Genomic DNA, 20,536 nt, shown 5'->3' on the forward strand with positions numbered 1-20,536 from the left:
AGAGAGTGTTCACTATAACATAGCTCTCATCATCCATCATTTCGCTCTGTCCATCTCTTGTAATATCCAGTCAAAAAACAGTCGCTATCAGGACGATATTAGGCCTATATTAGTCTCAAAATAGAATAATAAAATGCATCCTGATGATACATTTATGACCACGTATTATTTATGACAAAAAGCGATTTACAACAGCATATGCTATAAATAACGCAAAAAAATCCCCTCTATCTCTAAAGATAAAGGGGAGGAGAAACGTTACGATTAAGACGATGACTCAATATGAATCAGGGACTGACTTAAGCAGCTTTTTGATTTGCGCCGATAGAACGGAACGCTGTCTTCAGATTGCTATTATGCTCAAGGATTTTCTCTTCAATCTTGGCATAATCATGCTTCAGCTTGTCATCAACTTCATGCAAGCGATCTGCATACTCTGTCTTTTTCAGCTCAATGGTTTTCGCTTTGAGCGCTTGCCATTCTTCAACCGTTTGCATGAAGGCATCATATTCAAACTTGATACGATCTTGAAAGCTTTTCATTGCATGAGGCAAGTCAATGCCGCCAACTGTTGCTGTATCAATTTGCTGCTGTGCTGCTTTGAACTGCATTTGAACTTCAGCATGCTTGATGGTGGTGTCATCAACAGTACGCAGCTCACTAGTCAGACCAATTTTTGATAGACCTGCGATCAACCATTTGGTTGGATCATACTGCCACCATTTTACGCCATTACGATAATCGTACTGGAAGAAGTGATGGTAATTATGATAACCCTCACCCCACGTAAATATGGCCAAGAAGAAGTTATCACGGGCTGTATTAGTGTCCGTATAAGGACGGCTACCAAACATATGGCATAACGAGTTGATAAAGAACGTAAAGTGATGCGTCAATACCAAACGTAGCAAACCAGCTATAACCAGCGTACCCCAGACATCACCCAATAACCAACCAATAGCGGCGACCATACCAACATTCAAGGCAACGACCCATAGACCGTAGTATTTATGCTGAATCTGTAACGTTCTGTCTTTGGTCAAGTCAGGAATATTTTTGTAGTCAAACTTGCCGCTAGGGTAGTTGCGTAGCATCCAACCAATATGACTGAACCAAAAACCGCGTTTTGCTGAATATGGATCATCTAAACGGTCATCTACATGACGATGATGAGTACGGTGACCTGATACCCAATCAAACGCTGAACCCTGTACCGCTAAAGTAGAACCAAGCAATAGGAAGTTTTTGACAATTGGATGCGCTTTATAAGCACGATGTGCCAATAGGCGATGGTAACCGGTTGTGATACTCATGCCTGTCCATACCATAAAGGCACCAAACACGCCCCACACAGGTGCGCTCACGTCATGAGTGAACAGATACCATGGCGTAATAATCGCGGCAGCAATAGGCGTCGCAACCAAAATAGTCGCTGGAATCCAGTTAATCGGTGCTTTTGTAAACTCAAACTCACGCATATCTATGCTTTGCTCTTTTGTGAGAGCATCAGTTTGCTCAGGAGCTTTGGCATAGTTGCGTTTTGCTATAGGTTGCTCATCAAAAGCAGCTTGCGCCTTTTTTTCATCAAAACGGGTTTTAAAACGCGTTACTTTATTATTGGCAGTTTTTATCAACGCATCGCCAGATTTGATAGCGAAACGTACGCCTTTAAGCGGCAAGCCAAGTGCTTTTTTTGCAATCATATAATATCCTTAACGGTATTAATTTAAGTCCCCATAGTACCTGAAAAACTGTATAAAGTGAACACTTATACACTATAAAAATATTGCTAAATAACAATAACTTGTATGAATTATAGAGTGTATTGGTCAAAATAATGGCTGACTTATCAGGCATGACGTGAATATGTAAGTAACATGATAGATATGTAGGGGACTTGAAGGACGCTCAGTCAAATTACTGAGCGACATTAAAGCATCTATCAGTCGTTTAAGGCAACAATAAGGGCGTTGGAAAATCAGTGATGATAACATCTGTTTTCCATTTAATAAGCTGATCTATAGTAGCGATATCATTGACTGTCCAAGCGCTTACCGGTAAGTCATATCGATGACTGTGCTCAATCACTGATTGGCTCAACAGTGGATAGTGAATGCCCAATTGAATACAGCCAAGTTGCAAAGCTGTATTTGTCGCTCTCGCTAAGGCTTCTGGCGTACGAATCAGTAAGCCTCGTGGTATGCGAGACAGTAGTTTGTGACGTTGTAGTCGAATATGCAGCTCTGTATCAAAGCTGGTCAACACCACAGGCAAACTGGCAATAGGTGTATTGATGACCTCGCGAGCCAGTGCCTCGATTAACACTGCATAGTTGGTGCGATCATGCGTTTTAATCTCGAGCTCAATTACCTTAAACCCTGCCAGTAAGGGCACGATACTCGCTAGAGTAATGATGGGTTGTCCAAACTGCAAACGGCATTGTACTTCATTTAGACACAGCTGATCGATACGTGACTGCTGACCGCACATCCGCTCTAAATTATCATCGTGAAACACGATCAGATGACCATCAGCATTCAGCTGTACGTCGAACTCAACGCCTGCCAAACCCTTCAATTTCAGGTTTTGAGAATGCTCAAAGCCTGCAAAGGTATTTTCTAAGGCTTCCCCGCGTGCACCGCGATGCCCCAATAACTGCGTGTTTCTAAAATTTATCATATCAAACGACTATCGCTCGGTTTTGTACATCATCATATAGGGTCGTATTCTTAGCGTCTAATGAAATTTGTGACACCAATACTCAGATTTGAGTGTTATTTTCCAAAAAATTATTTTTCGATGTTTGTTATGTTTTTGCAACAAAACCACTGTTTTTCATAGAATGAGGGACGCTATTTGTACATCCATGAGCTACACTAATGACCATTTCATCCAAACACCGTATAATAGTATGGTTTTCAAATTCGTCGTGTAAAGCGCTTGTGATGCTAAGCGACAGTTGAATGTCAAACACTGTCAGTCAGTGACGGTACGAATCAGAACATTGGGAGTAGAGTAAGTATGAGCGTAGCAAATATAAGTTTAAGCAAGTGGCATAAAGTTGCTGGAATCGGGTTGGTATGTAGTTTGGTGCTTGCAGGCTGTGATCGCTCAGATAAAGAAGAGTCTACTGAGGCAGCAGAGCTCACTGAGCAGGACGCTGCAGAGTCTGAAACCGCTGTTGCTCCTGCCGTTAGCTGTGACGACCCAATGGTACAAGATCGCCTAAAGACAGCACTACGAAACACCCTGAATCAACAAGCACAGTCATTGGCTGCCAACTATGCCAATGAGGCAGAGATCAGCCTGGACAGTGGCTCTATTACCGAAAAAACCAATGGTATCGTCATTGATGTGCAGAATGCAGCCATTCTCCAACAAGCCAATGACAACGGCATGACCACGTGTCAAGCAAGTGTCAGTATGACACTGCCAAGCGAAGATCTGTATCAAGCCAGCCAAGTACAAGCGGCTAATAATCAGCCAAGCCTACAATCGCGTTTAGCACAAGACAACATCCGTATCAATAACAATATGCTCGTTGATGATGCCTTTACTTATATCGTTGGTACTCAGGGCGGTCAAGTACGTACACGTATTGCTGGACAGCCAGCCCTAATGACAGTTGTGGCAGATGTGGTGGCAGGTTCTGTATTCAAAGGCGCCATGGATGCACAGCGTACACAACGCGCTGCTGAGCGTCCTGCGCCTACGCAAAATAATAGAACCCAACCAGCACCAGTTCGCCAGCCTAAGATAGTCACGCCAACTGAGCCGACGCCTCCTGCTCAGCCTGCAACGCCGCCGACTATTAACAAACCGACCAGTAGTCAAAGCAGCTCAACAGACAACAGCCAAGCGGCTACCAGTACTGAGCCTAAAAAACCAGCAACGCCTGCTGTCCCTAAGATGGTGCCAAAAGATGACAGCATCGATATGGTGATTATTGAAGATGACAGCGCTACTTATTAATTTTTATCCCATTAATAGGATTTAATTATTAGCCAGTAACCTTAATCACTATGCTAAATAACAAAAATCCCGCAACAGCAATGTCGCGGGGTTTTTTATGCGTTTAAGAGTATCAATAGCCGTTATCTAGTCTTTGTCATTAGCCTTTTTTAGCGAATGACTGCAATGCTTGACTGTCCCACAACACCTCAGAGACTTGTTCGGGATCAGTACAAAAGCGCGCGGCGACAAACAACCAATCAGATAAACGGTTGATAAAGCTTACCGCAGTCAGGCGAATGGCGTCTGGACGTTGCTGCTGCAATAGTACAGCTTGGCGCTCAGCACGGCGACAGACACTACGTGCGACATGCAGCTGACTCACTAATACTGACCCTGTTGGCAGAATAAAGTCTTTTAGCGGCGGCAGGGTGGTATTCATTGCATCAATTTGCTGCTCTACCCATTCAATATGAGTGGCATTCACGCCTTCGTATTCTGGCATCGCAAGTTCACCGCCTATATTGAACAATAAGTGCTGAATGATAACTAAGGCTTCAGAAAACTCCTTTTCGATAGATTGCCCTTTATTTCTTTTTAGTTGCGCCCGTACTAGACCAATGTGTGAGTTGAGCTCATCGATATCACCCATGACGTTGAATAGATTGTCCGCTTTGCTGACGCGGCTACCATCAGCCATACCAGTGCTGCCATCATCTCCAGTACGCGTATATATTTTGCTCAAGCGATTGCCCATGTCTATATCCTTAACGGTTTTTACCATTGAATGGTGTTAGTTGCGTGCTTATTGTAGTATTTTACAGCGCTTTTCGCTAAGATAATGGGTTACGTTTTATGATGAGCATCACAGTTGTCCCTATCGATGATTGATTGAGTGCTGCTCATATCATTACTTTCGTTTATTTTGTTTACCTATTTTTATTTTACCTATTGTTAAAAAGGCTTTTTTACTATGACCACACCACTTGCCGATGCGATGTCTCAGCTTGCCATTCATGACTCACTCACTGGCGGCAAACGTCAGTTTGTACCACTCAAAGCAGGACAAGTCGGCATGTATGTGTGCGGTATGACCGTTTATGATTATTGTCATATTGGGCATGCACGTGTGATGGTTGGGTTCGATATGGCAGTACGCTGGCTGACGCAGTTGGGCTATAACGTCAATTACGTTCGTAATATCACCGATATCGATGACAAGATTATTGCGCGTGCTGCTGAAAATGGCGAAGAGATTGGTACGTTGACGCAGCGTTTTATTGAAGCCATGCACGCAGACGCGACTGCCCTTGGCTGCGAGATGCCAAATGCTGAGCCGCGCGCGACCGATCATATCGATGACATGCAAGATATGATTGAGACGCTAGTCACCGGCGACTATGCCTATGCAGGCAATAATGGCGATGTCTATTATGCAGTCGACAGTTTTGCTGATTATGGCAAATTATCCAAGCGTAATCTTGATGAGATGCAGGCAGGCTCGCGCGTCGATGTCGAAAACGACAAACGCAATCCGTTCGACTTTGTACTATGGAAAGCGGCAAAGCCTGATGAGCCGCAGTGGGCGTCACCGTGGGGACAAGGTCGTCCAGGCTGGCATATTGAATGCTCTGCCATGTCAACCAAGTGCCTAGGTAGTACGTTTGATATTCATGGCGGTGGTCATGACTTGCAGTTCCCGCATCATGAGAATGAAATTGCCCAGTCAGAGGCAGCAACGGGCTGTGAGTATGCCCGTAATTGGATGCATGTCGGCTTTATCAATGTCGATGGTGAGAAGATGTCTAAATCGTTAGGTAACTTTTTTACCATTCGTGACGTGATAGCAAAATACTTGCCAGAAACGGTACGTTTTTTCTTATTATCGAGTCACTATCGTAGCCAAGTCAACTTCTCTGATAGTGCATTGGATGAAGCACACAATGGCCTAAGCAGACTATATAATGTTCTAAAACTGGCTGAACAGCTAAAGGGTGAGACGCTAATAATCGACGAAGCGCTGACTACTGAAGCCTATAGTAGTGCAGCTGGGCAAGATTTTATCAAAGCGATGAATGATGACTTTAATAGTTCAACCGCGATCAGTGTCTTGTTTGGGCTGGCACGAGATATTACTAAAGCCATCAAAGCTGAGGAAATAGACACCGCATGGCAGTCGGCACAGCAACTAAAGGCATTGGCGCAAGTGCTCAATATCTTGCAGCAGCCTGTGAATCAGTTTTTGCAAGCCGTGATTGGGGAGCAGGCAGAAGACGGTTTGAGTGATGCGGCCATTGATGGACTAATCACCCAGCGTGCAGAAGCGAAGGCCAACAAAAACTTTGCGCGTGCTGATGAGGTGCGTGAGCAGCTAAAAGAAGCTGGGATTGAGCTTGAAGACAGTCGTGCTGGTACGACATGGCGCCGTGCCTAAAACATGGCTGACTGAAAAAGGCAATCATTGACGGTGATTGATATCGTTTTGTCTAAAGTGCTATTTCTAACGTTTCTTCCTTAAATACGCAAATGTGAGTGATAAAATATATATGCGCTTTACCTTTATCTTAATGAATCAAGTCAGCGTTGCGCTGGCTTTTTTTTGCGTAATAGTTGAATATGAAATAGACCTTAAATTAAGTTAAGCTTTATTCAGTGCAGCTTTGTCCCATCATTTCTCGCAAACCAGTGATTGATAAAATATGAAAACTTTTAAAAATAGCCCTATTGATTGTCATAGAACGACCACGAGTTCTGACCACAATCATGACCTAAATAAAGAGCCACGTCATATTTTCTACCATGCTTGGCAATTACTGCTCGGATATATGGTGGTTGCAATGATGGCGATTGGTATGCCTGTCAATGCTGCAAGCAATAACGATGAGATAAGTAGCAGTGAACAAGCGACATCCTCATCCTCGGACAAACCTGACAGTTTAACGGAATATGCCGCCCAACAGGTGGACACGCTAAAAAACACAAATATCAGTCTCTCTGCTGTGGCGGAAGAGATTTTTGATCCTACTGAGCGCAGTGCAGTGGAGCAGGCAGGCACGCTACAGGGTGACTCTGCACTGACCGGAGAGTTTAATGAGGGCTACTATTTACTCGACACGCTCAATAGAGGGCTGCCACCACTGGTTGAGCCACCAAACCTAGAGACACCACTTGCCGCTTTAGAGTTTTTTCAATCAGCAGTTATGAAGCAGCAATACGATTTGGCTTCTTATGCACTGAACATGAATTTGATTGATGAGACTACCCAACGTAGCCGTGCGATTGATTTAACGAAACGGCTGGATTTTTTATTGTCTGAAAAAGAGCTGTATGTTTTCGATGATATGCCAGATCGTCCTGACGGCCTCATCGAGCCACCGCTTGGCAATAGCAGCAGTATCATGGGGATTGCGAGACGTTCTATTCAATTGGGTTATATCGATTACCGAGAGCGCCGCGTGCCTATTTATTTACAGCGAGTACGAGTAGGGGACGGGGCACCTATTTGGGTGTTTTCTGCGCAGACGGTAGGCAATATTGACAACCTGTATGAGCAATATCATCCAGCAGAATTCGAGCGTTATTTACCTACATGGCTTAAGCTCAAATTTTTTGGGATTGCGCTATGGGAGTTTGCCTCGTTATTGCTGTTTTTCTTATTGACCATGGGCGTAGGCTGGCTACTCAGTAAAGGCACGGAAAAGCTCATCAGTCGTTATATTGATGATGAAAAATACACCATGTACGTCGGCAGTACCAACGGCATAGCAGATTTGGTCAGTAAGCTGACGGTACCGCTGACATTTACCATCAGTTTTTCACTGGTTTTTACCTTGGTTTCTGGTGGGTTTCCTTATTTGGATGCGGTTGCCTCGTCCACTCGTCCGCTTATCTGGATTGGCTTGGTGTCTAGCACCATGTGGTTTGGCATACGTGCGATCAACTTTTTTGCCAATCGCTATCAAGACATGCAGATTGAAAATCTAGGAGAGGAGCACTTTGATAAAGTGCGACAACGCCGTACTTATGTTTCGATATTTCGCCGAGTTTTCATCTTTGTCATGATATTGGGCAGTATCTGGATAGGTCTGAGTGAGTTTGCCAACATGGAAGGTCTTGGCAAAACGTTACTTACATCGGCTGGGATCGCGGGCGTGGTTATTGGTATCGCAGCTCAACCGATACTGGGTAACATCATTGCTGGAGTACAAGTGGCAGTGACGCAGCCTGTTAGGATTGGTGACAGTGTGATCATGGACGGCAACTTTAGTACGATTGAAGACCTGCGTTATACCTATGCGGTCCTAAAAACATGGGATGAGCGCCGATTAATCGTGCCAATGCGCCAATTGATTACTGATACGGTTGAGAACTGGTCACATACCGAAGTACACCAGACTTGTCCGGTATTTTTATATATCGATTATGGGGCAGATATTGATGCCATTCGTGAGCAATTTGTATCGGTGACCAAGGATAACAAGCTCTGGGATGAGAAGACCGAGCCTGAAATTTTTGTGGTAGAAGTGACTGAAAGAACCATTCAACTGCGTGGTGCCGTGTCAGCGGTAGGCCCCATAGAGGCTTGGACATTGGCCTGTGAGGTACGTGAGCAGATGCTGGGCTACTTGCATCAGCAGCAGAATAAGTATTTACCGACAGAACGTTATATATTAAAGAACAATGATGAGTGAGTCATCAGGATGCGATAAGGTACTGCTTTTAGGTCGAGGACTTTCTAATTGCTTTTATATTTAGGTTTGTAAAATAATCTGACAAATATAGCATGTGATTTGTGCGCTTATTTGTTATAATGTGGCGTTATTTTTAAGGGATAAATGAGTCATTAAGCGTGAAGCGATACTATATTTGTTTCGACATTATATTTTATCCACTAACGACCCATCAATCAATTGCGATCCTAAAGCGTTTAGTGTAACCAGCTTTTGATCAATGATTTGTATCAGCCATGTTGATTGTCTTAATGCAAAAATCCCACCCATCAAAATAACCACCACTAGGGGTCTGTATGTTGCGAATTGTCGATGAAGCCTTAACCTTTGATGACGTTTTATTGTTGCCAGCCTATTCTGAAGTCTTGCCAAAAACTGCCGATCTGACGACCCGTTTGACCAAAAACATCACACTGAATCTACCGCTGATTTCTGCGGCTATGGATACAGTGACTGAGTCTGAAATGGCCATCACAATGGCACAGCTAGGCGGCATGGGTATCCTGCACAAGAGCATGGATATTGCTAAGCAAGCCACGCAAGTACGCCGCGTCAAAAAGTTTGAAGCGGGTACGGTAGTTGATCCAATCACAGTACATCCAGAGATGACGATTGGTGAGTTGTTGCGATTGACTCAAGACAATAACATCTCAGGCGTCCCTGTGGTAGAGAGAGGCACTGATAATGTGGTGGGTATTGTGACTCACCGAGATTGGCGTTTTGAGACCAATCTGTCACTACCAGTCAGCCAAATCATGACACCAAAAGATCAGCTAGTCACGGTACACGAAGGTGAGAGCAACGAAAATATCAAACGCTTGCTACACGAACACCGTATCGAAAAAGTCATTGTCATTGACGATCAATTCCGTTTGCGCGGTTTGATTACGGTCAATGACTTTGCTAAAGCTGAAAACAACCCGAATGCTTGTAAAGATGAGCAAGGTCGCCTACGTGTTGGCGCGGCAGTTGGTACTGGTGCAGATACGCAAGCGCGCGTTGAAGCATTAATTGCAGCTGATGTCGATATCATCGTAGTGGATACCGCACACGGCCACTCAAAAGGGGTGATCGATAAAGTCTCTTGGATCAAAAAGCACTATCCTAATGTACAAGTGATCGGTGGCAACATTGCCACAGGTGATGCGGCACTGGCATTACGTGATGCAGGCGCCGATGCAGTAAAAGTGGGTATTGGCCCTGGTTCTATCTGTACCACGCGTATCATCGCCGGTATCGGTGTACCGCAAATTTCAGCAATTGATAACGTTGCTAGTGCATTAAAAGACAGTATTCCATTGATCGCTGATGGCGGTATCCGCTATTCAGGTGATATGGCAAAAGCCATTGCCGCTGGTGCATCATGCATCATGGTCGGGTCATTGATGGCAGGTACAGAAGAAGCGCCAGGTGAGGTTGAGCTGTTCCAAGGTCGTTACTACAAAGCTTATCGCGGTATGGGTAGCTTAGGTGCGATGTCAGGATCAAATGGTTCATCAGACCGTTACTTCCAAGACGCCAAAGATGGCGTTGAAAAACTGGTACCAGAAGGTATCGAAGGCCGCGTCCCTTATAAAGGTCCAGTCGCTGGTATTGTCAACCAATTGGTTGGTGGCTTACGTTCATCAATGGGCTATACAGGTTCTGCAACCATCGAAGACATGCGTACCAATCCGCAATTTATCAAAGTAACGTCAGCGGGTATGAAAGAGTCGCATGTGCATGATGTACAAATAACCAAAGAAGCGCCTAACTACCGAGTAGATTAGACTGTGTTTGATCGCTCTGTATTGCGTTAATGATAGCTGGTTTGTAGAGCTGCATTGACTTTAAAATAGAAACAGCCAACAATGCTTTGCTATTGTTGGCTGTTTTTTTGTAAAATATAGAAATAAATTATTATAATGACAGTATTGCCTGAGTATATATCGGGCCTTTTACTTTTTGATATATCACGAATTTTAAAACTTGGAGAGCAGACATAATGAGCTACTTTGGTACTGATGGTATTCGCGGAAAATTTGGTGAGCTACCCATTACCCCGGATTTTATTCTAAAATTGGGCTATGTTACTGGACAGGTGCTGGTAGAAAGAAACGATAATCCTGCACGTAGGCCAAGTGTGGTGATTGGGAAGGACACACGCCTGTCAGGTTATGTGATTGAAGGCGCATTACAAGCAGGATTTAATGCAGCAGGCGTCGATGTGCATATGCTTGGCCCACTGCCAACCCCAGCCATCGCGCATCTGACGCGCAGTTTTAATGCGGATGCTGGCGTGGTTATCTCAGCCTCGCATAATCCTTACTATGACAACGGCATCAAGTTGTTTTCAGGTGATGGCAAAAAGCTGACTGATGAGATGCAAAATGCCATCAATGATAAGCTAAAAACCATCATGAATATCGATAGCAGTGACAGCAGTTTGATGATGCCGATTTTAGACCCAGCACAACTGGGGAAGAACAATCGGATCGATGATGCAAAAGGCCGCTATATTGAGTTTTGCAAAGGCAGCTTCCCTTATCAGTACGATCTCAGTCATCTAACCATTGTGGTCGACTGTGCTAATGGTGCAGGCTATAGTGTTGCACCCAGAGTCATGCGTGAATTAGGCGCTAAAGTGATCGCTATTCACAATACACCTGATGGTATCAACATCAATGCTGATTGCGGTTCTACTCATCCTGAGAGTCTACAAAAAGCAGTGGTTGAGCACGAAGCAGATGTCGGTATCGCATTGGATGGTGATGGCGATCGTATTGTGATGGTTGATGAGACCGGTAAGCTTGTTGATGGTGATGGTATTTTGTATGTACTCGCAACCAAGGGTCTAAACAGAGCTGCAGGTGTTGTGGGCACACTCATGAGTAACATGGGATTAGAGCTGGCGCTGAAAGAGGCAGACATTGAGTTCACTCGTGCAAAAGTAGGTGATCGCTACGTGATGCATGAGCTTGAAGCAAATGGTTGGATATTGGGCGGCGAGCCATCAGGACATATTTTATGCTTAGATAAGAGCCGTACTGGGGATGCGATCATCGCAAGCTTGCAAGTATTGGCAGTGATGCAAGCGCAAGGACGTGCCTTGAGTGAGCTTGTCGAAGGTTTTGAGGTATTGCCACAGAAGCTGGTCAATGTACGCTTGTCTCAAATGCAAGATCCTTTTGAGCATGAAGAGCTGGTTGCAGCTTTTGATAAAGCTCAGGCAACCTTAGAAGGTCGTGGTCGTCTACTGATACGTCAGTCAGGTACAGAGCCGATGATTCGAGTAATGGTCGAGTCAGATGACGAAATAGAATGCGATGTGATGGCCAATGCTCTGGCTAATCATATAAAAACGGTACTAGGCTAAGATCAGTTCATATAATAAGACAACAACGTTAAAATAAGGAGTGATCATGAGTATGGACTTTACCGATCAACGCCTCTCCTATGAGAAAGGTGAGCTGGATCAGCAATCAGTACCAACGTCACCATTCGAGCTTTTCAAAGCTTGGATGAGTGAGGCGTTAGTACAAAAGGTGCAAGAGCCTTATGCAATGAGTCTAGCAACATGCGGTGCAGACAATAAACCCAGCGTCCGTATTGTCTTGTTACGCGAAGTTACGAATACAGGTATCGTCTTTTATACCAATTATGAAAGCGCGAAAGGGCATGATATCGAAGAGAACCCCAATGCCGAAGCACTGTTCTTTTGGCATGAGCTTGAGCGTCAAGTTCGTATCAGCGGTAGTATTGCTAAGATCGCTTCCGATAAATCTGCAGCCTACTTTCAAAAGCGTCCACACGATAGCCAAGTAGGTGCTTGGGTCAGTCAGCCGCAAAGTGGTGAAGTGGCCAATCGTGCTGTCATGGAGCAAACGTTTGAACAGCTCCAAGCAGAGCATCCAGACAGTAGCACTGTGCCAACGCCAGAGTTTTGGGGTGGGTATGAGATTACCATTGAAAAGATTGAGTTTTGGCAAGGTCGGGCCAATCGTATGCATGATCGAATTGTGTATACGCAGAGTAGCGGCGACAACAGTGAAGGTAATGAAGACAGCGTCAGTTGGACAACCAAGCGTCTGTTACCATAGTATTTGTCTTATTTTGAAATCCTAGAGTATTTGAAAGTATAAAAAAGCCACTCTACATCCAGTTTTTCTGGTTTATAGAGTGGCTTTTTTTATGTCAGTCATTTGCATTATTTGACACTGTTTTTTATTTAACTTTCTATTTAACTTCGGTATCGACATCCACTGAGACTGACATACCAGGGCGTAAGCGTGCCAGTTCAGGCTGGTTTTGATCTAAATCGATGCGTACAGGGATGCGTTGAGCAATTTTTATGTAGTTACCTGTCGCAGGGTTGGCTGCCCCTGCACTAAACTCACTGCCAGTCGCTGGTGAGATATTACTGACGCGACCAGTAAATTTGGCACCGCCAAGCGCATCTACATGGATAGTAGCGGGCTCGCCGACGGCCATACTGGCTATTTGGGTTTCCTTAAAGTTCGCAATAATCCAGATGCCTTTTGGCACGATATACATGAGCTGTGTGCCTGCACTAACATACTGACCTTCTTTGACGCTGACTTGGCTCAACTGCCCTGATTCAGGTGCTGTGATGATGGTATTGTCCAGATTGATTTGCGCCTGCTTAACCCCTGCTTCAGCATTTTTGATATTCGCATCTAGGGATGAGCGACTACCACTGGTTTTTTCACGATTCTCTTGAGCAGCTTGTAGGTTGGCTTCTGCTTGTTGCACGCCTGCCTGTGCTTGAGCAAGTTGTGCCTTGATGTGAGCCACTTCTGCTTTTGATACAGCGCCGATAGCATCTAAGCCTTGATAGCGATTTACATCTTCACGAGCACTCTCTACATTGATTTTGGCACTATATAGGTCAGCTTTGCGCGCTTCGATTTGTGCTTGACTAGATTGGGTGTCTTGATCATTGCTAGAGCGGTTGGTGACAGCCACTTCGGTATTGGCCTGTGCTTGTTCGAGCTGCTGCTGAAAGGTTCGATCGTCTATTTTTATCAATAGGTCACCGGCTCTGACATTGGCAAAATCTTGTACTGCTACCTCGGTGACATAGCCAGAGACTTGCGGGCTGATGATGGTCGTCTGGCCTTTGACAAAGGCGTTGTTGGTTTGCTGTACCGTCGGGGTAAACGGTGGGAGCTTCCATGCATACAAAATCAATGCCACACCAATGACAATCATGACAACCAATAATCCTAAATTCAGATAGGATTTTTTCTTTGGCGACCAGCCAGTAGCCGCAGCGATAGGTTCTTTTGGTGGCATAGGCGTCTCATCATCTGAGCCTTTTTGTATGTCAGTAGCTGGATTTGCCTCAGAGGTATCCGTTTGCTCTCTTATAGGATCTTGGGCAATTTCGGCCTGATGGGTATTGGTATTTGACGCAATATGTGCGTCTGTTACGGGAGCATCAGTTGACGTCTGAGGTGTTTGATTCAGCTCACTGGGTTTCTCTTGGCTCATGACGCGCTCCTAAATGTTTAATTAGCAAGTACTTAAATAGTGTGGCGATAAATCAATAGAGTGAAAAATCACTCATGCAATAAAAGGCGTTATTTTGGTTCACGCATTTTTGCAATAACAGCAAGCTCTTTGGCCAGAGGATTGCGTTTGTGATAACGATAGTAAAAATAATTGAGTAATAACATAGCAGTAGCCACAGTTGATAGAATGGCCATGATAAAAAACAAATCACCATAAGCGGAGACCGTTGCTTGGCGCTGAATCCCTTGCAACATTTGGCTCATTGCAGCTACATTCGCTTGTGCTATATCTGTCGTTTGCTGAGACAATACACTACGAGTACCAGCAATTTGAGCGCTGAATGCCGGATCACCCATATTCAGGGAGCTGACCATATCGGCATAATGCATTTGTGTACGAATGGTGGTAAATGCCTGAATCGCCGCTGCACCTGCCAAGCCGCCCACCGTTTGTGAAATACCAAAAATAACGGAAAAACTAATAATATAAGCAGGACCACTGGCAATCGCACGCAAAAATCCTTCAAAAACCAGCGGCCCCATAAAATATACCGCGGCAAATGCAATCAAAAATTGGCTGAGATAAAACATATAGGGCGCAGAATTGATAGACACCCCCACATCCATCCAAGAGCCTAATGCAATCAATGCCACGGCAAAAATAACGGGTCGACGTAAATCCATCGGATTGGTGCTAAAAATACTAATCACCAAAGCCAACACACTGGCAGCCAATATGACCGCATAAAAAGTAACCAGCTGATCATTACCATAGCCTAAGTTGGCAAGTAATCCTGCCGCACCGACATTTTGCTCAGATAACAAAATTCGCATGACCGCGCCCGTAATCATAAAAGCGATGATATTGCGGCTACGCATCCAGCGAACTTGTAGCATTGGGTTTTTGCGATGCGTTTCGATCCATAAGGCGATGCTGATTCCAACAATGGCAATCATCAGTGGATAGACCAGCCAAGGCGTCGTCCACCATAAAATCCTACCTTGAACCAAAATGACTGCTAATGCAGCCAGACCGCTCGCAAAAAAACCAAAGCTCAAAAAATCGAGTTTCTCAAATACTTTTTCTGTATTGCCTGGTGGTAGCTCTAATAAATTAATCAGCCCAAAACAAATCAGCGCCAAGCCAAATTGGAATAAAAATAAGTTTTCAAGCTGACCATCGATGGTGAGGTAGGGCGAGATGATGCGTGATAGTGGAATACCGAACTGTACCAAGCCAAAGCCCAATATGAGGCCACTAGTACGTTTGACGGTTGGCATACCTTGTAAGCAATAAAATAAGCCCAATATGGTCATGCCACTGGCCACCATACCGCTAAGTCCCCTTGCGACAATCTCTAGGTAATAGGGCTCGATGCCAATGTTGGGCGTATCTAATAAGTGACTACTGATCAGCCACTGTAGACTCGTGGCGGCTAACAGAAAAAATAGGGTGATTTTACTAAACAGTGACATGCCAAATTGTTGGCGAATTTTGTACAGTAGAACGGTGATACAGGCATTGGTCATATTGTAGCTGACAGATATCCAACCCCCTTCAGCGGGCGTTAACCCCAATTGGCCTTGAATTTGAGTGAGATTTGCGACAAGTAGACCGTTTTGGAAGCTGGCTGTGAGACCAACGAAAATGCCAATCAGCAAATAAAATACTTTACGGCGTGCAGGATGGTCAGGGTTGGCTGGAGAGCCCACCATCATTGGTTGTTCGTGGGGCTTAAACTGGTATTCGTTACTCATGGGCGTACCACAATCTGTATAAGAAAATAAAGTGACATAGGACAGATTTCAGATAAGAGGTCAGGTCATTGCAATTGATATCTATAGCGTTAAAAATCTGTCGATTCACTAATGGAATGTGAGAGATAACCCAAGAAATACAGGCGCAATTTTATCATAACTTTTATGGTGCTATTGTCATCCACACGTAAAATAGAGCACGCATAAAAAACAGCTCTATAGAGAGCTGTTTCTGTCTATCAAAAAATTGGCCGACCGGTTGATGAGTCGTATGTCAGTTAGTACTAAGCACGAGTGAGTATCACATACTAAATTGATTCGTCATACTTTGCTTCTAACTGCATCGCACGCTGATAGCTTTCAAGGCTAGCCAACTTATCCGCATATTGCTTAATATGTGGATAAGCATCGAGCTTTTGACGCTTAGCAAGAATGATCAAGTCAAATGACAACATAAAATCAGCACCACTGAGCGTATCCCCTACAATAAAAGACTTACCCTCAACAGAGGTATCCAGATATTTAAACAATCTGGTTTTTTCTGTCTCGATATAACCGTTCAAAAACGCATTATCATTGATGCCTGCTTTGTTGGTAAATAGCTCTAGCATTAATGGCAACATGAGTGAGCTTTCGGCAAAATCAATCCACTCTAGATAATGGCCATAGTCTGAGCTACCCGTTACAGGGCGCAGACGCTCTGGCGCAAATCGTTCAATCAATAACTCAGTAATGGCCCCTGACTCAGCATAGATTTGTCCGTCCATCTCGATAACCGGAGATTTACCGAGTGGATGTACCGCTTTTAGAGAGTCTGGTGCTAAATGAGTCTCGGCATCGCGCTGATGACTGACAACCTCATAAGGCACACCTAGCTCTTCTAAGAGCCATAAAGTGCGTAATGAGCGTGATTGATTAAGATGATGTAAGCGAACCATGATATCGACCTTATTGCGTGGTGTGATTTGTTAACTGTTGAGTCTTAACCTTTGAGCTTTGCGATTAGACGCGTAGCCGCTTCCTCTGATGATGCTGGGTTTTGACCTGTAATCAATAAACCATCTTCAACCACAAACGATTCCCAGTCAGCCGCTTTTTCATAGTTACCGCCATTGGCTTTAAGTGCGTCTTCTACTAAAAATGGTACGACGTCTGTTAGGCCAACTGCATCTTCTTCTGAGTTGGTAAAACCAGTCACAGTTTTGCCTTTTACCAAATATTCGCCGTCAATTTTGACGTTTTTAAGCGCTGCAGGAGAGTGACAAACAAAAGCAACAGGTTTGTCTTGCTTGACGAAAGTCTCGATCAATTCGATAGAGTTTTTATCTACTGCTAAATCCCATAATGGACCGTGGCCACCTGGATAAAATACTGAATCAAAATCTTCAGCTTTCATGTCAGCAAGCTTTTTGGTATTGGCCAAATGCTCTTGAGCGTCTTTGTCTTCTTTGAAGCGCGTGGTGTCTTTAGTTTGCGTGTCTTCAGTATCACTACTAGGATCTAGTGGTGGCTGACCGCCTGCTGGAGAGGCTAGGGTCACATTGACGCCAGCATCAAGAAAAGCATAGTAAGGTGCAGCAAATTCTTCTAGCCAAAAGCCTGTTTTTTTACCAGTATCGCCTAATTTATCGTGTGAAGTTAGTACCATTAAAATATTCATAGTTATCCTTGTTTATTATTTATATAAGAGTGAAGCAAGTGATTAGCAGCCACATTTCTTTATCTGCATAAATATAGATGGTATTTAAGAGGCTAATCCATATTCATGTAAACGATGACTGCTAACATTATTCCTGCTTCGAACGTAATGTTCAATAGTGATCTTAGCAAGTTGTGTTGTTAAGTAGTTATTAACAACGGTCATTGTATAGCGTTAATTTCTTAACCTGAGCTACATAGCCATGATCTATATAACGTCAGATACTTTAACCACGGTTTTACCAAAGTTATCACCGTTTAGCATACCTACAAAGGCATCTGGTGCATTATCTAGACCGTCAGCGATGTATTCTTTGGTTTTGACGTCACCTGACTCTACCCATTTGCTCATGGTTGCTAAGAACTCTGGGAAATGGTCGCCATACTCTTCAAAGATGATAAAGCCTCTGACTGTTAGGCGTTGGCTTAAGATTAGGCCCATTAGCATACCGAGACGGTCTTTACCATCAGGTAAATCAGTTGCGTTGTACTGCGAGACTAGGCCACAGACTGGAATACGGGCATGGTCATTGAGTAATGGCAACACAGCGTCCAATACTTTACCACCAACGCTTTCATAATAGATATCGATACCATCTGGGCACGCGGCTTTTAATTGCTCAGCGAAGTCGTCAGCTCTATGGTCGATACAGATATCAAAGCCAAGCTCATTGACGGCGAAATCGCATTTTTCTTTACCGCCTGCCACACCGATGGTGCGTAGACCATATTGATTACCTACTTGACCGACTGTTGCGCCAACAGGACCAGTGGCCGCTGCGACAACTAAGGTTTCGCCTTTTTGCGGTTTACCAATATCGGTTAAACCCATATAACCAGTAAAGCCTGGCATACCTAACACGCCTAAACCATAAGACGGGTTTGACATATTTTTATCAAGCTTAAGGATACCTTCGCCATCACTGACGCTGTAGTCCTGCCAGCCTGAGTTTGATACGACCAAATCACCGACAGCAAAGCCATCAACGTTAGACTCGACGACTTGAGCGACTGTGCCGCCCATGATGACATCACCGATGGCTAAGGGGTCAGCGTAGCTTTTGGCATCGCTCATACGGCCACGCATATAGGGATCTAATGACAGATATACGGTACGCAGCAGCATCTCATTCGCATTGGCCGTTGGGATGTCACTGGTTGCCATGTCAAAATTTTCAGCGGTTGGTTCACCGTTAGGGCGGCTGGCAAGTTTGATTTGACGGTTTGTTTGTTGATTCTGTTGTTTGTCGAAGCTCATGGTAGGACTCCTTTATATTTATTCATTGTGATTATTATAGAGGTATTAGATGTAATAGCTACTCGGCACCGAGCCGAATAACTACTATAAATAGCATAACGATATGTACTTATTGTTACGGTTGTGATTTTTCTTAAGGTTGTTTTTGCGCAGTTCTTATTAAGACGCTTTGCTGGTCACAGCACGCTGTAAGATACGACGAGATACTTCTAAATCGTTTGTACCGTGTTCACCCAGTTTGACCATGTTGTGTACTTCAAGCTGTTTGATGATTGGATCAATGGCTGATTCCGTCAAGTCAACGTCTTCTAGGCTAACTGGCAAGCCAAGCTCGCGGAAGAAGTTTTCGGTATGAACAATGGCCGTTTCGATGATGGCATCGTCGTCTTGATCTGTATCAGTAAGATTCCATACGTTGCGAGCATACTGAAGCAGTTTTGCTTTTTTGCTTTCTTTTAGCTCACGCATCACTGATGGCAATACGATGGTTAGCGTACGTGCATGGTCAATTGCATGTAACGATGTGAGCTCATGACCAACCATATGAGTTGTCCAGTCTTGTGGTACACCAGTACCGATCAGACCATTCAATGCCATGGTCGCTGTCCACATAATGTTTTTACGTGTTTCTAGGTTGTCGGAATCTTGCTTAACGATACGGCCTTCATCGATAAGGATTTTAAGCAAACTTTCAGCAAAGGCGTCTTGAACTTTCGCATTGACTGGATAAGTTAGATACTGCTCCATTACATGAACAAATGCATCAGCAACACCATTCATAACCTGACGTTCAGGCAGTGTTAGCGTTTTGATTGGATCTAGAATTGAGAATTTAGGGAAGGCAAGTGGGTTACCAAAGGGTAGTTTTGCTTGACGTTCGCTATAGTTGATAACGCCGCCTGAATTCATCTCAGAACCTGTGGCTGGGATGGTCAATACGGCACCTAAGTCCACAGCAGAGTCGATGCTTTTGCAATAGCCAGTCAACGCATCCCACGCTTTATCACGTGAGACACTGCCGTCTTCTTCAGTTAATGAAGAGACAAGTGCAACGAATTTACTGCCGTCAATCACTGAGCCGCCGCCAACTGCTAATAAAAAGTCGATGTTGTGCTCATTCACCATGTCAGCGGCTTTAAGTAGCGTGGTGAATTCTGGGTTGGCTTCGATACCACCAAATTCAAATACGGTACGGTTACCGCTCGCCGCTAAGGCTGTTTTTACTTCGTCTAGTGTACCAGTGCGCTGTGCTGAACCACCACCGTAAGTAATAAGAACGCGAGCTTCAGTAGGGACTAGGGTTGATAATTGTTCGATTTGACCTTCACCAAAAACGATGCGGACTGGGTTGTAATATTGAAAGTTATTCATAAAATTCCTAATGTTAATAAAAATGTTTATATCAAATGTTTTGACGTTGAACAATGGATGATAAGCAATGCTTATTTTGCATTTGCTCTAAAGCTTGATGCGCATTGTACACCAATTAGACCAGTCGTCTAGTGATATTTACAAAACTATCGTACAAAACCTTTTTTGCGATCATTGATAAGATTGGTTTAAATGCGGATGTCGAATGACAAGCTATGATATAGCGCGGCGGTTGAGAACTTAGCCACCGCGCTATT

The 20,536-nt window shown here is 44.2% G+C and carries 15 protein-coding genes; 6 read left to right on the forward strand and 9 right to left on the reverse strand.

Going from position 1 to position 20,536, the window contains the following annotated elements:
• Positions 1 to 299: 299 nt before the first annotated feature.
• Positions 300 to 1,478, reverse strand: coding sequence for an acyl-CoA desaturase (locus IP485_RS06585; protein WP_194364516.1), 1,179 nt, complete (start codon positions 1,476 to 1,478; stop codon positions 300 to 302).
• A 472-nt stretch (positions 1,479 to 1,950) separates the two neighbouring features.
• Positions 1,951 to 2,679, reverse strand: coding sequence for a glycerophosphodiester phosphodiesterase (locus tag IP485_RS06590; protein WP_198326561.1), 729 nt, complete (start codon positions 2,677 to 2,679; stop codon positions 1,951 to 1,953).
• 342 nt (positions 2,680 to 3,021) lie between these two features.
• On the opposite strand from IP485_RS06590, the gene IP485_RS06595 reads away from it, so the two are divergent.
• A complete protein-coding gene (locus IP485_RS06595) occupies positions 3,022 to 3,972 on the forward strand; it encodes a hypothetical protein (protein WP_198326562.1) in 951 nt (316 codons plus the stop codon).
• 139 nt (positions 3,973 to 4,111) lie between these two features.
• Here the strand turns inward: IP485_RS06595 and IP485_RS06600 are convergent, their stop codons facing one another.
• Positions 4,112 to 4,708, reverse strand: coding sequence for a cob(I)yrinic acid a,c-diamide adenosyltransferase (locus IP485_RS06600; protein WP_198326563.1), 597 nt, complete (start codon positions 4,706 to 4,708; stop codon positions 4,112 to 4,114).
• Positions 4,709 to 4,924: 216 nt separating this feature from the next.
• On the opposite strand from IP485_RS06600, the gene cysS reads away from it, so the two are divergent.
• From cysS to pdxH, 5 genes are all read left to right on the forward strand, one after another.
• Positions 4,925 to 6,385 carry a cysteine--tRNA ligase gene (cysS, locus tag IP485_RS06605; protein WP_198326564.1) on the forward strand — a complete coding sequence of 487 codons (1,461 nt, stop codon included), beginning with the start codon at positions 4,925 to 4,927 and terminating at the stop codon, positions 6,383 to 6,385.
• 265 nt (positions 6,386 to 6,650) lie between these two features.
• On the forward strand, positions 6,651 to 8,642 hold the full coding sequence (locus IP485_RS06610; protein WP_227686458.1) for a mechanosensitive ion channel family protein: 1,992 nt from the start codon (positions 6,651 to 6,653) through the stop codon (positions 8,640 to 8,642).
• Positions 8,643 to 8,977: 335 nt separating this feature from the next.
• Positions 8,978 to 10,450: an IMP dehydrogenase gene (gene guaB / locus IP485_RS06615; protein WP_198326565.1), complete on the forward strand. Its 1,473-nt coding sequence runs from the start codon at positions 8,978 to 8,980 to the stop codon at positions 10,448 to 10,450.
• Positions 10,451 to 10,665: 215 nt separating this feature from the next.
• Positions 10,666 to 12,036 carry a phosphoglucosamine mutase gene (glmM, locus tag IP485_RS06620; protein ID WP_198326566.1) on the forward strand — a complete coding sequence of 457 codons (1,371 nt, stop codon included), beginning with the start codon at positions 10,666 to 10,668 and terminating at the stop codon, positions 12,034 to 12,036.
• Between the two features lie 52 nt (positions 12,037 to 12,088).
• Positions 12,089 to 12,760 carry a pyridoxamine 5'-phosphate oxidase gene (gene pdxH / locus IP485_RS06625; protein ID WP_198326734.1) on the forward strand — a complete coding sequence of 224 codons (672 nt, stop codon included), beginning with the start codon at positions 12,089 to 12,091 and terminating at the stop codon, positions 12,758 to 12,760.
• A 136-nt stretch (positions 12,761 to 12,896) separates the two neighbouring features.
• Here the strand turns inward: pdxH and IP485_RS06630 are convergent, their stop codons facing one another.
• The 6 genes from IP485_RS06630 to IP485_RS06655 form a co-directional block, all read right to left on the reverse strand.
• Positions 12,897 to 14,174, reverse strand: a complete 1,278-nt coding sequence (locus tag IP485_RS06630; protein ID WP_198326567.1) for an HlyD family secretion protein — start codon at positions 14,172 to 14,174, stop codon at positions 12,897 to 12,899.
• 89 nt (positions 14,175 to 14,263) lie between these two features.
• Positions 14,264 to 15,952, reverse strand: a complete 1,689-nt coding sequence (locus IP485_RS06635) for an MFS transporter (protein ID WP_198326568.1) — start codon at positions 15,950 to 15,952, stop codon at positions 14,264 to 14,266.
• 308 nt (positions 15,953 to 16,260) lie between these two features.
• A complete protein-coding gene (locus IP485_RS06640) occupies positions 16,261 to 16,890 on the reverse strand; it encodes a glutathione S-transferase family protein (RefSeq protein WP_198326569.1) in 630 nt (209 codons plus the stop codon).
• Between the two features lie 44 nt (positions 16,891 to 16,934).
• Positions 16,935 to 17,612, reverse strand: a complete 678-nt coding sequence (locus IP485_RS06645) for a type 1 glutamine amidotransferase domain-containing protein (RefSeq protein ID WP_197177729.1) — start codon at positions 17,610 to 17,612, stop codon at positions 16,935 to 16,937.
• A 246-nt stretch (positions 17,613 to 17,858) separates the two neighbouring features.
• Positions 17,859 to 18,908: an NADP-dependent oxidoreductase gene (locus IP485_RS06650; RefSeq protein WP_198326570.1), complete on the reverse strand. Its 1,050-nt coding sequence runs from the start codon at positions 18,906 to 18,908 to the stop codon at positions 17,859 to 17,861.
• Positions 18,909 to 19,067: 159 nt separating this feature from the next.
• Positions 19,068 to 20,279, reverse strand: coding sequence for an iron-containing alcohol dehydrogenase (locus IP485_RS06655; RefSeq protein ID WP_198326571.1), 1,212 nt, complete (start codon positions 20,277 to 20,279; stop codon positions 19,068 to 19,070).
• Positions 20,280 to 20,536: the final 257 nt, after the last annotated feature.

Origin of the sequence: Psychrobacter sp. NG27, from assembly GCF_016106655.1 — a bacterium.
Taxonomy (GTDB): Bacteria; Pseudomonadota; Gammaproteobacteria; order Pseudomonadales; family Moraxellaceae; genus Psychrobacter.